Genomic DNA, 16,304 nt, shown 5'->3' with positions numbered 1-16,304 from the left:
AAAGAATTATGGAATCAATAAAATCAATTATAAAAGGATTAACGATCGGTATCGTTTCTCTTTTCTTCTTCTCATCATGCGACCTTGATGAGGCCCCGATAGACTTCTATGGAAGTGAGTCTTACTGGAAAACAGAAACCCACTTTACTAATTATATGATTGGCTTACGTTCCGATCTCAGAAAAAGAAGTTTCTTCCATATCTTTGATCTTGGAGAAGCCCGGGGTGGCTCTATCAAGACTGGTACCTCTATTGGCGGAGAATCATTAAGCTATGGAGTATTGGCCAATCAGTCGCTGCACACAGGACAAACAGGAATCACCGGATGGGGAGATATATATGGACGTATTACCAATGTGAACCTCTTTATTCAGCGTACCGAAGAGACCAATGTTTTAACAGATGATAAGAAAAAGAAACTATTAGCTCAGGCTTACGGGATACGCGCTTTTTGGTATTTCGATTTGTATCGTGCTTATGGTAGCTGTCCTTTACAATTAACAGCCAAAGTTGTTAATGGAATTGTTGTACCCGAAGAACTTTATGAAGGCAGAGCAGATGCTTCTAAAGTTATGCAACAAATAAAAGGAGACTTGAAAAAATCATTGGATAATTTTGGTGATGATGTCTCTTTTGACAGACAAAAGTCGACTTGGTCTAAAGCGGCGACTGAGGCACTAGCTGCTGATGTTTATCTATGGACTGCTAAAGTCAGTACATTAGATGATACAGCAAATCCTGCAGATATTGACATAGCTAAAACACACCTGCTTAGTTTAACTAAAAATTATGGTTTGGATCTCCTTCCCACTTTTACGGATATATACAATGCCGACCCGACAAAAAAAGGGCATACAGAGGCAATTATGGCTATCAGATATTCTGAAGGTGAAGCTGGAAACAGCATGGGGTCTTTTGTATACAACTGGACCACCAGCCAATTTAATGATGCCTGGTTGTATGAAGATGGACGAGTTACCAGTAATGATACACTACAAGTATTATCTAGCGGTCAGTTACGTGTAGAATACAAAAAGCAAATGTTCCTGAATTATGATAAAGAAGATGCTCGGAGAGATGCTACGTTCTTGTCTGTATACAAAAAAGACACTAAAGAACTTGCAGGGCTAATACTCAGAAAAAATCTCGGCATTTATAACAAAGACAAAAATCAGCGTATTTATTGCGGCGATGAGTTATGGTATAGACTGGCTTGGGTATACCTCGCATTGGCAGAGGTAGAGAATTTCCAAGGAGGAGACCCTGCCAAATACATAAATATCGTTCGTAAAAGAGCATATGGAGATAAATGGAATGAAAGCAAATATGGCTATGTGAACGCTGATTTTACAACGAATGAATTGGCTATATTAAAGGAAAAAGATAAGGAGTTTGTTTGTGAAGGACAAAGATGGTGGGATGTAAGGCGTATGACATTGACTAAGGGAGGAAAACATCTTGTTTTTGTACCGGAAGGAAATGTAGAATCGTCCGAGCCAATATTGAATGAAACAACAGAAGCTCACAAAGTATTATACCCTATAGAAACTAATATGCTGAATAAAGACCCACTACTGACCCAAACTCCGGGTTATTAATATTAAACCTTAAAAGAGACAAGCCTGATCTAATCTAACCTAATCTAACATTAGACCTTTAGGCTGTCTCTTTTATCATTATATTTACAACTTTGATCAGAACCTACTAATACTTTCTTTTATGAAAAAAATAGTTTTTATGTTTGGTTTACTATGCATGTCTCTAATCATTCAGGCACAGGATATAGTACAAGTAAAACAATCTCAAACCCCTATTCTGATAGACCGGCAAGACAATGTCTTGCTATATATCCGTCTGGATGCGAAAGACAGTCAGAAGCTAGATGAAATAACTATTGATATAGACGGAGATACGCGTCTTTCAGATATAAAATCGCTAAAACTTTACTATAGTGGCACAGAAAGCGCAAAGAGAAAAGGAAAAATTTACTATGCTCCGGTACAGTATATTTCCCGGGACAATCCTCTTTATACCCGTTCTGCCAATAAATCATACTCCATAAAAAAGTCGGAGATAAAAAATGTAACTAAAAAAGTTATACTGAAAGCAGACCAGAAATTATTCCCCGGAATAAATTATTTCTGGGTAAGTATAGAAATGAAACCTGAAACATCCATTCTGTCTACACTTACAGCTTCGCTAACTGGAGCAAAAGCCGACGGAAAGGATATCGAAATAGAAAATGATGAAACGAATAATATTATTCGCCGGCTGGCCATAGGCGTACGACATGCCGGAGACGACGGGGCGGCGGCTTACCGCATTCCGGGTTTGGCTACTTCAAACAAGGGGACCTTATTGGCTGTTTACGATGTGCGATATAATAGCAGCGTCGACTTACAAGAATATGTAGATATAGGCATGAGCAGAAGTAACGATGGAGGTCAAACATGGGAACAAATGCGCATACCTATGCAATTCGATGAATATGGAGGATTGCCCAAGGCTCAGAATGGCGTTGGCGATCCTGCCATATTAGTAGATAAGAATACAGGTACTATCTGGGTAGTAGCTGCATGGACTCATGGTATGGGTAATGGCAGGGCATGGTTCAACTCGCAACAAGGTATGGATATGGAGCATACGGCTCAACTCGTTTTAGCGAAAAGTGATGATGATGGAAAAACATGGTCGAAACCAATAAATATTACTTCGCAGGTCAAAGATCCCTCATGGTATTTTCTGCTACAAGGACCCGGTAATGGCATCACTATGGATGACGGGACACTTGTTTTTGCAACACAATATATCGGTGCAGATATGGTTCCCAATGCCGGAATCATGTATAGCAAAGACCACGGAAAAACATGGAAGATTCATAATCATGCCCGCACTAACACTACTGAAGCTCAGGTAGCGGAAATAGAACCGGGAGTATTAATGCTCAACATGCGAGACAATCGTGGTGGAAGCCGTGCAGTATACACCACAACCGATTTGGGCAAGACATGGAAAGAACACGAATCCTCGCGTACAGCTTTGCAGGAGCCTGTTTGTATGGCCAGCTTGATAAAAGTGAAAGCGAAGGACAATGTGTTGGGTAAAGACATATTGCTGTTCTCCAATCCGAATACAACTAAAGAACGTAAGAATATCACTATCAAAGCCAGTTTAGACGGAGGCCTGACATGGCAAGAGAGTAATCAATTGTTACTTGATGACGGTCATGGTTGGGGATATTCATGCCTCAGTATGGTAGATAAAGAAACTGTAGGCATAATCTACGAGGGCAGTACGGCACATATGACTTTTCAGGCAATTAAATTAACAGATATCGTAAAAACTTTAAAATGATAAGAATTCCCATACTTCTTTCTTTTTGCATTTTTACCCTGGCTGGCTTTGCCGGAGTCGGACATCTTCTGCCCAAACCTCAGCATGTGCAAAAAAACAATCAGAGATTTTATATCGATAGATTAAAAGTTAATAATATCGCGACAGAGTCTCAGTGGGTTGACTTTTTGAACAAAGCAGGAGTAAAGATTGACCAATCGGCTCAAAAAGAAATGACAATCAGCCTTGTTGACGATTTACCCGGTATTACGCTAAATAAAGAAGAAGCCTACCGATTGTCCGTTACATCCCAACGGATAGAAATACAGGCTATTACAAAAAAAGGTATATATTGGGCAATGCAGACATTACGTCAGCTAATTGTAAAAGAGAAAAGTAGAAACTATTTTGAAGGCTGCGAAATAGTCGATTATCCTGCCTTCAGGATAAGGGGATTTATGCAAGATGTTGGGCGTACATACATCTCAACGGACGAACTGAAACGAGAGATAGCCAAGCTATCCGAATATAAAATCAACGTTTTCCATTGGCATCTGACCGAAAATCAGGGATGGCGTCTTCAAAGCAAAATATTTCCAATGCTGAACGATAGTGCCAACTACGAGCGTATGCCCGCAAAGTTCTACACATTGGATGAAGCCCGCGAACTGGTAGATTTCTGCAAACAGCACAATGTCCTGCTTATCCCTGAAATAGATATGCCGGGACATAGCCGTGCTTTTGTGAAAACATTCAGGCACGATATGCAGAGTAAGGAAGGGATGGCTATACTTAAGTTGTTGATAGATGAGGTCTGTGAAACATTCGATGTTCCCTATCTTCATATCGGAACAGATGAAGTGAAATTTGCCAATCCCACGTTTGTTCCCGAGATGGTCGCTCATATCCGCTCTAAAGGTAAAAAGGTTATTTCGTGGAATCCCGGCTGGAACTACAAACCCGGCGAAATAGATATGACTCAGTTATGGAGTTATAGGGGTAAGGCTCAGGCTGGCATTCCTGCTATAGATTCACGGCTGCATTACATCAATCATTTCGATGCCTTTGCCGATATTATTGCTTTGTATAATAGCCGTATTCTTGATACTGAGCAAGGTAACTATGATATGGCAGGAAGTATAATCGCCCTGTGGAACGACAGATATATCATGTCCGAAAAAGATATTCTGCTCCAAAACAATTTTTATCCGGCTATGTTGGCTTTGGCCGAGAGATGCTGGATGGGAGGTGGTTCGGAATATTTCGATAAAAACGGAACTGTGTTACCCAACCGGAATGACCCTGTATTCAAATCGTTTTTTGATTTCGAGAAACGGATGCTTTGGCATAAAAAGAATAATTTTTCAGAATATCCTTTTGCGTATATCAAGCAAACTAATGTAAACTGGAGAATAACCGACCCTTTCCCTAACAAGGGAGATTTATTAACGTCATTTCCGCCCGAAAAAGAACTTTCCGACGTATATACATATAATGGCAAAGACTATAAAACCCGTGATGCTATAGGTGCAGGTATTTATCTGAGACATGTATGGGGAAAAACAGTCAAGTCTTTTTATGATGATCCGCAACCCAATCATACGGCTTATGCCTATACCTATGTGTATTCTCCAAAAGAACAGGAGGTTGGTTTGTGGGTAACGTTTCAAAATTATAGCCGTTCTGAGAAAGATCTGCCTCCGCCACAAGGTAAATGGGATTATAAAGAAAGCCGTATCTGGATAAATAATAAAGAAGTGAATCCTCCCCTTTGGAAATCACAACACTCAGTTTTATCGAATGAGATACCTCTGAGCAACGAGAATTTTGAAGTTCGTGAGCCTTTGCCTGTACAACTAAAAAAGGGTTGGAACAAAGTGCTTCTGAAACTTCCTGTCGGGCAATTTTCGACACCCGAAATACGATTGGTAAAATGGATGTTCAACTGTGTATTTGTTACGCCCGATGGTAAAGATGCTGTTGAGGGACTTATTTACTCACCGAACAAATTAATGAAATGAGACAATTATTAGCCACTTTATTCATAACGCTATCTTTGAATGGACTAGCCCAAGAGCGTAAATATTCCACATTTTACGAGCAACGGGCTAGCCTATTCGAAGTATTATCCATAACCTCCGAAGATATTGTCTTCATCGGGAACAGCATTACCAATGGCGGAGAATGGATCGAGCTATTCAATGATAACCGTTTGAAAAATAGGGGAATTAGTGGAGATGTATCCGAAGGGATTTATGACCGTCTGGGTAGTATAACAAAAGGAAAGCCGAAAAAAATGTTCCTGATGATAGGAATAAATGACATAGCAAAGAATATTCCTGTAGATACAATTTCTAAGAATATAGAAAAGATAATCCTCAAGATAAAGAAAGACAGTCCGCAAACAATTGTTTATTTGCAAAGCGTATTGCCTGTTAATCCCGATTTCGGAATGTTTTCCAGACATATGAAACCTGACAATATCAAAGGATTGAATAAGCAAATAGAGAAATTGTCTTGGAAATATAATACGACTTACATCGATTTGTATTCCCGGTTTGTAATAGAAGGAACCGATAAACTCGCTCCCCAATATACCAACGATGGATTACATCTGTTAGGACAAGGTTATATCCATTGGGTCGAGATAGTAAAATCATATATAGAAGATTAATATGAAGAAAGAGATTTTATTATTCATATTGGCTTTTATCTCGGCACATATATATGGACAACAAAAGAAAATAAAAGTAGCCTGTGTGGGTAATAGTGTTACTTATGGCTATTTGTTACCCAACAGAGAGCAGAATTGTTATCCGTCGCAGTTACAAATGATACTTGGCTCCCAATACGAAGTGCAGAATTTCGGTAAAAGTGGATCTACACTTTTGGAAAAGGGACATCGTCCGTATATTGAACAGCAAGAATACCATGATGCCCTCGAATATTCTGCCGATATTGTTATCATACATTTGGGACTGAATGATACCGATCCTCGCAACTGGCCTAATTATAGAGATGAGTTCTTGGGTGATTACCTGAAACTGATAGAATCTTTCAGAAAAAGGAACACAAGTTCACAGATTTGGATCTGTAAGATGTCTCCTATAACGTACAAACATGCCAGATTCATTTCAGGAACACGCGATTGGTATCAACAAATACAGACAGTCATAGAACAAATCGCGGAATATGGCAATACAGGCATTATAGACCTCGAACAGCCTTTATACAACCGCCCCTATTTGCTTCCGGATGCTCTTCACCCCAATGTCGAAGGCGCAAGTATAATAGCACGAACCGTTTTTTCAGCCCTCACAGGAAAGTACGGCGGATTGCAGATGCCCTCCATATACAGTGATAATATGGTATTGCAGCGCAACATTCCGCTTACAATACAAGGCATAGCTGATGCTAATGAAAAGATAGTTGTAGAGATTGGTTCGCAAAAACATAGTACTGTTACATTACTTAATGGAAAATGGCAAATCGCACTTAAACCGTTGAAAGAAGGAAAAGTGTATACCCTCAGTATATCATCGCCTACCCGCTCTCTGACATACAAGAATGTAGCTGTCGGTGAAGTTTGGTTATGTTCAGGACAGTCAAATATGGCTTTTCCGCTACATAATGATGCCGATTATACTAAAATAACAAGCCAATTGAACAATCCCGACATCCGTTTTTTTAATATGAAGCCCCGATACGAAACCTATGCTCAGGAATGGGATAAGCAGTTTCTCGATTCTCTTAACAGGCTGGAATATTACACCAATAGTAGTTGGGTCAAGTCTGAAAAGGAGTCTGCATCTTCATTTTCCGCTGTTGCATACTATTTCGGGAAAATGTTGTCGGACAGTTTACGTGTGCCCATTGGGTTGATACATAATGCTGTGGGAGGTTCTCCCATCGAATCATGGATAGATAGGCAAACTCTCGAATCTGCCTTCCCCGAAATAATGACCAACTGGACAAAAAATGATTTCATTCAGGATTGGGTTAGAAACAGAGCACTGTTAAACATAAAAAAATCAGACACTCCCGATCAGCGACACCCTTACGAACCTTGTTATCTTTTCGAATCGGGTATAATCCCGTTGGCTGGTTATCCTATCAAGGGAGTGATATGGTATCAGGGCGAATCGAATGCTCACAATATAGAAACATATGAGAAACTTTTCCCACTATTTATTGATAGCTGGCGAAAAAAATGGAAAGATACAGAATTACCTATCTATTATGTACAATTATCGAGTATCGACCGGCCCTCATGGACATGGTTCAGAGACTCTCAACGCCGGATGATGGATAAGATACCCCATACCTATATGACCGTATCGAGTGACAAAGGCGATTCGCTCGATGTACATCCGCCTTACAAGAAAGAAATAGGGCAAAGATTAGGAAGATGGGCTTTGAATAAGACGTATGGGAAAACCCGGATTATACCTTCGGGACCTCTATTCCGAACAGCTGTTTTTAAGAAGGGAGCCGCTTTCATATCTTTCGATTATGCTGATGGTTTATCCACTCTTGACGGAACAGAAATAACAGGTTTTGAACTTGCCGAAGTCGAAGGATTATACTATCCGGCTCAGGTTGAAGTATACGACGATATGTTAAAAGTATGGTCTAAGGATATCGCTAATCCAAAGTATGTCCGTTATGGCTGGCAACCTTTTACGCAAGCCAATTTGGTTAATAGTTTGGGCTTGCCGGCATCAACATTCAGAACAGAAAACAAAAATAAATCAGATAAAATGAATAAAACAGTTGAAAGATTACCCGATTATCCAATAAAAGGAGGTGTATCTGCTCCTTTTGCAGGAGTTCATGGCAACAAACTAATAGTTGCCGGAGGATGTAATTTCCCGGATACTCCAGCTTCGGAAGGTGGCAAAAAAATTTTTTATGACGATATATTTTATTTAGACATATCAAAACCTGATAATAATTGGATAAAAGGAGAGTCATTCCCCTATAAAGTAGCATACGGTGCATATGTAACCACAGAAGATGGTATAATATGTATAGGTGGTCAAAATGAAGAAGGAGCAATAAATAAAGTTGTCCGTATTTATTTTGATGAAAAAGCACAGAAAACAATGGTCAAAAATTTACCGGCCTTGCCCGTTGGAATATTTAATGCCGGAGCAACAATTATCAGCAGAAGTATATATGTAGCAGGAGGAGTGTCTTCGATGGACAAGTCCCATTATATATACAGTCTCAATCTTGATAAGATACAAGAAGGCTGGCAAAAAATAACAACAAACCAACAGGAAGAACGTCAACAGCCAGTCGTTTTTGCACAAGATAGAAGTCTGTTTATGGCAGGAGGTTATGATGAAAAGAATGCTATTGCTTTTTCTGATGTATTACAGTTCAATTTTTCAGACAACAAATGGTATCAGTTCTCTGATATAATAGATAAAAATTACAAAACATTTGTTGGAACAGGTGGAGTAAACTCGACTTCTTCGTGTACATTGTTTGCAGGAGGGGTCGATTATGAAATATTCTTATCAGCTTTGCAACGTATCAAAAGAAGACAAGAAGCCATTAAGTCAGGAGATACACAGCTCGCAGAATCATTACAGAAAGCGGGTAAAGAATATATGTCTCAATTCCCTGAATGGTATAAATTCGCAACAACTCTATTATCATTTGATACCCAAACCAAAGAGTGGAAAACATTGGGGGATTATCCGCAACTGGCACGTGCCGGAGCAGGGATAGCTATCGAAGGGAACGAACTATATATCATTTGCGGAGAAATAAAACCGGGAGTTCGTACACCAGACGTTTATAAACTAGTGTTGAAAAATCTTAATTCAATAAAATAGTAAAAGCATGAAACTAGAAGATAAAAAAATATATCCGTGGATAGTAGTCGGCTTGCTTTGGTTTGTGGCATTACTTAACTATATGGATAGGCAGATGCTATCGACCATGCGTAACTCTATGATGATAGATATTACCGAACTCGAATCTGCTGCTAATTTTGGTCGGTTGATGGCTATCTTTCTCTGGATTTATGGACTGATGAGTCCCGTAGCAGGAGTAATTGCCGACCGGCTGAATCGTAAATGGCTCATTGTGGGAAGCCTGTTTGTGTGGTCGACTGTCACATTATTGATGGGCTATTCTACCGATTTTGATCAATTGTATGTTCTTCGAGCTCTTATGGGGATTAGCGAAGCACTTTATATTCCGGCAGGACTTTCTCTAATTGCTGATTTTCATTCCAACAAGAGTCGCTCTCTGGCAATAGGCATCCATATGACCGGTCTTTATACAGGACAGGCAATAGGCGGTTTTGGAGCGACTGTGGCAAAGGCTTATTCGTGGGAAGCTACTTTTCATTGGTTTGGAATTATAGGTGTTGTTTACAGCATCATTCTCATTCTGTTTTTGAGGGAAAAGAAAGTCGAAAGTAAATCTCAAACAAAAGATGAGAAAAAAGAGAAAGTTCCTATATTCAAAGGACTGGCAATGCTAGCTACAAATATCTGGTTTTGGATAATTCTGTTATACTTTGCCACACCAAGTTTACCAGGCTGGGCTACAAAAAACTGGTTACCTACCCTATTCTCAACTAACCTATCCATTGATATGTCGCAGGCAGGCCCTATGTCTACTATTACTATTGCCTTATCTTCATTTATTGGTGTTATATTGGGTGGAATCTTGTCTGACAGATGGGTACAAAAAAACATCAGGGGGCGTATTTATACAGGAGCTATAGGTCTTGGTTTAACCATACCAGCATTATTGTTGCTTGGATTTGGAACAAGTTTTCTCCCTGTAGTAGGTGGCGCTTTATGCTTCGGCTTCGGATACGGGATGTTTGATGCTAACAATATGCCTATTTTATGTCAGTTTGTTTCATCAAGATACAGGGCAACAGTTTATGGACTGATGAATATGACCGGAGTCTTTGCCGGAGCATTTATAACCAACCTTCTAGGCAAATCAACCGATTCCGGAACCTTGGGAAATGATTTTGCTTTACTAGGTGCATTGGTTTTCGTTGTACTTTGTGTACAATTACTTTGTCTGCGTCCTAAGGTGGCGAATATGGAAGATTAATTATTTCAACCTAAATATTTATTTTATCATGAAAAAACTCATTACTTTATTTTCTGCCTGTTTGCTTCTTATCAGTTGCAGCAGTCAACAGCCTAAAGAGCAATCTCGTGTAATCAGTACTCCGGCACCCGAGCGAGTAGCCGGACAAACCGATGTTTTGGAATTACATACAGATCCGTTACCAATAGTTCGTGTAGCCTTTATCGGGTTGGGTATGCGAGGCCCGGGAGCAGTCAACCGCATGACTCACATTCCCGGAGTAGAAATCGTAGCTCTGTGTGATGTGGAACAAAAAAATACAGAGAGAACAAACAAAATGCTGGAAGGAAGAGGTTTCCCGAAAGCTCAGGAGTTCTACGGTGATACAACCGTTTGGCGTAAAGTAACGGCCTTACCCAACGTAGATCTGATTTATGTAGCAACAGATTGGAAAAGTCATGCTACTATAGGTGTACAAGCGATGAAAGACGGTAAACACGTAGCTATAGAAGTGCCTGCAGCTATGACAATGAACGAAATATGGGCATTGATCAATACCTCGGAACAAACCCGTAAGCATTGTATGCAATTAGAAAATTGTGTATACGATTTCTTCGAATTGACAACCCTCAATATGGTTCAACAAGGATTGTTGGGTGAGGTTATTCATGGGGAAGGGGCTTATATCCATGAACTTAAAGGGTTTTGGGATAGTTACTGGAATAACTGGCGTATGGACTATAATGAGAAACACAGAGGCGACGTATATCCGACACATGGTTTGGGGCCTGTATGCCAAGCGATGAATATCCACCGTGGAGATAAATTAAACTATTTGGTAAGTGTAGACGCAAAACAAATCTCCAGTATCAATTATCTGAAAGAAAAGAGAGGAGAAGATGTAACTGAGTTCCGCAACGGGGAACATACTAGTACACTTATATCTACCGAAAAAGGACGTTCGATTCTTATCGAACATAACGTAAACTCACCGCGTCCTTATAGTCGCATGTATCAAATTACCGGGTCAAAAGGTTTTGCTAATAAATACCCAATAGAAGGTTATGCATTGGATGGTGGAGAACTTGATGCTGAATTATCTAAAGATCATGAGAATTTGAATGCACATAGCTTTGTTCCCGATGACGTCCGCAAAGCCTTGATGGAGAAGTACAAACACCCGATTGCAAAAGACATTGAAGAACAAGCCAAGCAAGTAGGTGGACATGGCGGTATGGACTTTATTATGGACTACCGTCTGATTTACTGTCTGCAAAGAGGCCTTCCTTTAGATATGGATGTATACGACTTAGCCGAATGGTGCTGTCTGATTCCGTTGACTGAAATATCTTTGGATAATAACTCTGCCCCTGTCGAAATACCAGATTTCACTCGCGGAAGTTGGAACAAGTTGAAAGAACTAAGATTTGCACAATAACTTTTCTTCTTAATTGACACTACTTTTGATTAATTAACAGATTCGGAATTTGCCATCTGATTCCGATCTGTTAATTAAATTTCTTATTTTGAACTGATTAGTCTTTTGTTATTACGATAAACAGGATAGCAAGAGTTCATTATGCCTTATAAATATATCATTACTTTTTCATAATTAAATCATGCATATCATTCTCAAAAAAATAAGTTTGACGTTATTATTGATTCCTTCTATAATAAATGCACAAGAAGTACTTCCATACTGGAAAGATGTTAGTGTAGTAGCCGTAAACAAGGAAGCTCCCCGTACTACCTTTATGAGTTACGATAGTACTGACGATGCCCGACAGGCTATTCTTCCGTTCTATACAGATTATACGAAGAGCAAATATTTCTATTCGTTGAACGGTACTTGGAAATTCTATTTTGTCGGAGCATACAAAAATCTTCCTGATAATATTACAGATACTAATATCAACACCGATAGCTGGACAGATATAAAAGTGCCTGGAAACTGGGAACTGCAAGGTCATGGAGAAGCCTTTTATGTCAATCAACCTTATGAATTTGCTACTTATAATCCCACCCCGCCTTTATTACCGGAAGAGAATCCTGTGGGCGTATACCGCCGCGATATAGATATTCCGTCGGATTGGATGAGCCGTGATATTTTTTTGCATCTGGCAGGAGCCAAATCGGGTGTGTATGTATATATTAATGGCAAAGAAGTGGGATATAGTGAAGACTCTAAAGATCCTGCAGAGTTTTTGATAAGTCCTTACCTCACTGCTGGTAAAAATGTATTGACACTGAAAATATTCAGATGGAGTACAGGCTCATGGCTCGAGTGCCAAGATTTCCTGCGGATGAGTGGTATCGAGCGCGATGTGTTTATCTGGTCTCAACCCAAAACAGCCATAAAAGATTTCCGTGTAGTGTCTACATTGAATGATACATACGAAGATGGAATCCTCAAATTGGGTATCGACCTCAAAAACACAAACTCTAGTAATAAAAATATAACCATAAAATATGACCTTCTTGATTCAAATGGAAATTCCATTACATCCGAATCTAATGATCTAACCGTAAAAGGAAATAGTCTGTCTACAGCCAATTTTGAATATAACATCAAAGATGTATCTACTTGGACATCCGAACATCCAAATCTTTACAAACTGATGATGACTGTGATAGATAATGGAAAAATTGTAGAAGTTGTTCCATTCAAAGTCGGGTTCCGTAAAATAGAGATAAAGGATAGCAATATTATTGTTAATAAAAAACCTCTTCGTTTATTTTATGTCAATGGACAACCGATCAAGATGAAAGGTACTAATATCCATGAGACAGTAGAAGACGGTCATTATATCACTCCTGAGCAAATGCGTCGCAATTTTGAGTTGATGAGACTCAATAATATCAACTCTGTTCGTTTGAGTCACTATCCACAAGACCGAAAGTTCTATGAAATGTGCGACGAGTTTGGGCTATATGTATATGATGAAGCCAACATAGAATCGCATGGAATGTACTATACCATCTATCAAGACAATATGCGTAAAGGAGCAGTCGGACATATTGATGGAGGTAAACGTGGAACACTCGGACACAATCCTGATTATCTCGAAAGCCATTTGAGCAGGATAAGAAATATGTTTGAACGGAACAAAAACTATGCATCTTTAACCATCTGGTCGTTGGGTAATGAAGCTGGAAACGGATATAACTTCTACAATGCATATAGCCTGATCAAAAACCTCGATAAAAATCTGATGGCACGCCCTGTAAACTACGAACGGGCATTGGAAGAATGGAATACCGATATGGTAGTACCACAGTACCCGTCCGCTAAGTCTTTCGAGTATTATGGTAAAAATGGACGCAGAACAGAAAGTGCAGATAACCGTCCTTACATTCCTTCCGAATATTCACATGCTATGGGTAACTCTAGCGGAAACTTATACAATCAGTGGCAGCAAATCTACAAATATCCCAATCTGCAAGGAGGGTATATCTGGGAGTGGATCGATCATGCAGTGAAAATAAAAGATAAAAACAGAAAGTACTTTTGGGCTTATGGAGGCGATTTTGGCAAGGACCAGCCATCTGATGGTAATTTCGTAGCTGATGGTATTATAAATCCGGACCAGACCCCGCATCCTGCAATGGCAGAAGTAAAGTACACGCATCAGAATGTTGGTTTCGAAGCAGAGGATCTGAGCAAAGGACAAATAAAAATAAAGAATCGTTTCTACTTCTCTAATCTGTCGAAATATACTGTTAAATATAAGATTCTGGAAAATGGGATCTCAATCAAAGAAGCCGTATTACCACTTCAGATTGCACCTCAAGATTCAACGATTGTAACCATTCCGGTATCGAAGCTAAAGACCAAGCCGGGCACAGAATATTTTGTAAACTTTGAGGTGACAACAAAACAGCAGGAACCTCTCGTCGCTGTAGGACATATCATAGCTTATGATCAGTTTGAGCTGCCTGTAAGAGTAGAAAAACAAGCCTATAAAAATACAAGCGGCTCTAAACTGGTTGTTTCGGAATCGGGGAATACATTATCTGTATCTTCTTCGAAAGTGAATTTTGTATTTGACAAACAAAAAGGTATCGTTACGTCTTATAAAGTGGACGGGACTGAATATTTCACGGAAAAATTCGGTATACAACCTAATTTTTGGAGAGGACCTACAGATAATGACTACGGTAATGGTGCCCCTAAACGTTTGCAAATATGGAAACAGTCGAGCAAAGATTTTAAAGTATCGAAAGCTACTGTAGCAATGACCGGAGATATAGCCTTGTTGTCAGTGGTCTATAAACTCGCAGCAGGGAATGATTATATTGTTGATTATAAAATCTATACATCCGGTATTGTGAATGCATCAATGAGGTTTACATCAACCACGGCAAAAGAAAATAAGGCCGAACTGACTGCCGAAGCCAAAGAAGCTACACAAGCGGATAGTAATGAGAAGCAAGCCAGAGAGGCTGCCATGCTGGAAGTTCCTCGTATTGGTGTACGTTTCCGCCTGCCTGCAGCTATGAATAATGTGCAATATTTAGGCCGTGGCCCCGAAGAAAACTATCTGGACAGGCATAAAGGAACCTTGGTAGGATTGTTCAAAACTACCGCCGAGGATATGTATTATCCATATGTACGTCCACAGGAAAACGGGCATCATACCGATACACGTTGGGTAGCTTTAAATAACAGTACCGGCAAGGGACTATTGATAGAAGCAAATACCACAGTCGGATTCAATGCATTAAGAAATTCGGTGGAAGACTTCGACTCTCAGGAATCGGATGCCGACTATCAATGGCGTAATATGTCTCCGGGCGAAATAGCAAACAAAGATCCCGAAAAAGCAAAAGACGTACTCAGAAAGCAAACACATGAATATGACATCGTTCCGAGAGACTTTGTAGAGGTATGTGTAGATATGAAACAGTATGGAGTTGCCGGATATAACAGTTGGGGCGCAAGGCCCGAGCCGGAATACAGCATTCCGGCTAATCAGGAATACAGCTGGGGCTTTACATTGATACCTATCTCAAAAGAGAACGAAATAAGACAAAAAACAGGATTCAAATACGAGTAAGCAAAGTAAATGGTTTGTTCCGCTACAGAGTTTTACTCCGTTGGCGGAACTACCATTTTAAATACTCAAAGTCATTAACAACGGCACTAAGGTCGTAGACCTATTTATTCAATTCATTAGTCGCTTATCGCGATTCGGCATAGTTCAAGTACACTTGACGCTGCTTTCATTGCTTTGGTAAGTATATAAGCCAAAGGATACTATGAATTGAAAATATATCATTAAATACTTTCATTTACTTATATGAATATGGAAAACCAATTGAAGCGAATAGCGAGAACCTTTATGTTTGAGGGAACAATCAAAGAAATACGTCCGGTCAAAGGAGGGCTGATCAATGATACATTCTTTGTAGAAACAGAGGGTGATCAACCCAATTATATTTTACAACGAAAAAATAAGAACATATTTAAAAATGTTCCCGCAATGATGGACAATATTTATAAAGTAACTACCCATCTGAAGCAAAAAATAGAACAACAGGGAGGAAACCCTTTACGTGAAGCACTTACAGTAGTCCCTACCTGCGACGACAAACTCTATAGTAAAGACGAGTCCAATGAATACTGGGCTGCCTGTCTGTTTATAGAAAATACTGTAGCTTATGAATCTGCCGATTCGCCTGCACTAGCGGCACAAGGGGGCAAGGGTATAGGCAAATTTCAAGCAATGCTGGCTGATATGAAAGAGCCATTGGCTGATATTCTGCCCGGATTTCATAATATTGTATAATATAATTGAAAAGTAGTCCACTAAAATAATTGAAAAGTATACCACCCGTTAAGTAAAATCTAAGAGCGATTATAATAAAGCTCTGTATTTTACTAACAAATATTAACATTA

General features: G+C 39.5%; 9 protein-coding genes. All 9 read left to right on the top strand.

Annotation, left to right across the window (positions count from 1 at the left end; genetic code table 11):
* Nucleotides 1-8: 8 nt before the first annotated feature.
* The 9 genes from LDB17_RS03930 to LDB17_RS03890 all read left to right on the top strand — a co-directional run bounded on the left by LDB17_RS03930 (nt 9) and on the right by LDB17_RS03890 (nt 16,193).
* On the top strand, nt 9-1,598 hold the full coding sequence (locus LDB17_RS03930; protein ID WP_252636679.1) for a RagB/SusD family nutrient uptake outer membrane protein: 1,590 nt from the start codon (nt 9-11) through the stop codon (nt 1,596-1,598).
* A gap of 121 nt (nt 1,599-1,719) precedes the next feature.
* A complete protein-coding gene (locus LDB17_RS03925) occupies nt 1,720-3,354 on the top strand; it encodes a sialidase family protein (protein ID WP_252636678.1) in 1,635 nt (544 codons plus the stop codon).
* Nucleotides 3,351-5,354, top strand: coding sequence for a family 20 glycosylhydrolase (locus LDB17_RS03920; RefSeq protein WP_252636677.1), 2,004 nt, complete (start codon nt 3,351-3,353; stop codon nt 5,352-5,354). Before LDB17_RS03925 ends, LDB17_RS03920 begins: the two co-directional genes overlap by 4 nt.
* Nucleotides 5,351-6,007 (top strand): GDSL-type esterase/lipase family protein, encoded by a 657-nt coding sequence (locus tag LDB17_RS03915; protein ID WP_252636676.1) that lies wholly within the window; start codon nt 5,351-5,353, stop codon nt 6,005-6,007. Before LDB17_RS03920 ends, LDB17_RS03915 begins: the two co-directional genes overlap by 4 nt.
* A 1-nt stretch (nt 6,008) precedes the next feature.
* Nucleotides 6,009-9,179, top strand: a complete 3,171-nt coding sequence (locus LDB17_RS03910) for a cyclically-permuted mutarotase family protein (RefSeq protein ID WP_252636675.1) — start codon at nt 6,009-6,011, stop codon at nt 9,177-9,179.
* Nucleotides 9,180-9,186: 7 nt separating this feature from the next.
* Nucleotides 9,187-10,425, top strand: a complete 1,239-nt coding sequence (locus LDB17_RS03905; protein ID WP_252636674.1) for an MFS transporter — start codon at nt 9,187-9,189, stop codon at nt 10,423-10,425.
* Between the two features lie 28 nt (nt 10,426-10,453).
* Entirely contained in the window at nt 10,454-11,842 is a 1,389-nt protein-coding gene (locus LDB17_RS03900; protein WP_252636673.1) for a Gfo/Idh/MocA family protein, read from the top strand.
* 181 nt (nt 11,843-12,023) lie between these two features.
* Nucleotides 12,024-15,461: a glycoside hydrolase family 2 TIM barrel-domain containing protein gene (locus tag LDB17_RS03895; protein WP_252636672.1), complete on the top strand. Its 3,438-nt coding sequence runs from the start codon at nt 12,024-12,026 to the stop codon at nt 15,459-15,461.
* 249 nt (nt 15,462-15,710) lie between these two features.
* Entirely contained in the window at nt 15,711-16,193 is a 483-nt protein-coding gene (locus LDB17_RS03890) for a hypothetical protein (protein ID WP_252636671.1), read from the top strand.
* The last annotated feature ends 111 nt before the right edge of the window (nt 16,194-16,304 follow it).

Origin of the sequence: Dysgonomonas sp. Shenzhen-Wh21, assembly GCF_043392705.1 — a bacterium.
GTDB lineage: Bacteria > Bacteroidota > Bacteroidia > Bacteroidales > Dysgonomonadaceae > Dysgonomonas.
This window is presented reverse-complemented; position numbering and strand designations above follow the sequence as displayed.

Coding starts and splice junctions, on each gene's coding strand:
- LDB17_RS03930 (WP_252636679.1), top strand. CDS start 9: ATGGAATCAATAAAATCAATTATAAAAGGATTAACGATCGGTATCGTT.
- LDB17_RS03925 (WP_252636678.1), top strand. CDS start 1,720: ATGAAAAAAATAGTTTTTATGTTTGGTTTACTATGCATGTCTCTAATC.
- LDB17_RS03920 (WP_252636677.1), top strand. CDS start 3,351: ATGATAAGAATTCCCATACTTCTTTCTTTTTGCATTTTTACCCTGGCT.
- LDB17_RS03915 (WP_252636676.1), top strand. CDS start 5,351: ATGAGACAATTATTAGCCACTTTATTCATAACGCTATCTTTGAATGGA.
- LDB17_RS03910 (WP_252636675.1), top strand. CDS start 6,009: ATGAAGAAAGAGATTTTATTATTCATATTGGCTTTTATCTCGGCACAT.
- LDB17_RS03905 (WP_252636674.1), top strand. CDS start 9,187: ATGAAACTAGAAGATAAAAAAATATATCCGTGGATAGTAGTCGGCTTG.
- LDB17_RS03900 (WP_252636673.1), top strand. CDS start 10,454: ATGAAAAAACTCATTACTTTATTTTCTGCCTGTTTGCTTCTTATCAGT.
- LDB17_RS03895 (WP_252636672.1), top strand. CDS start 12,024: ATGCATATCATTCTCAAAAAAATAAGTTTGACGTTATTATTGATTCCT.
- LDB17_RS03890 (WP_252636671.1), top strand. CDS start 15,711: ATGGAAAACCAATTGAAGCGAATAGCGAGAACCTTTATGTTTGAGGGA.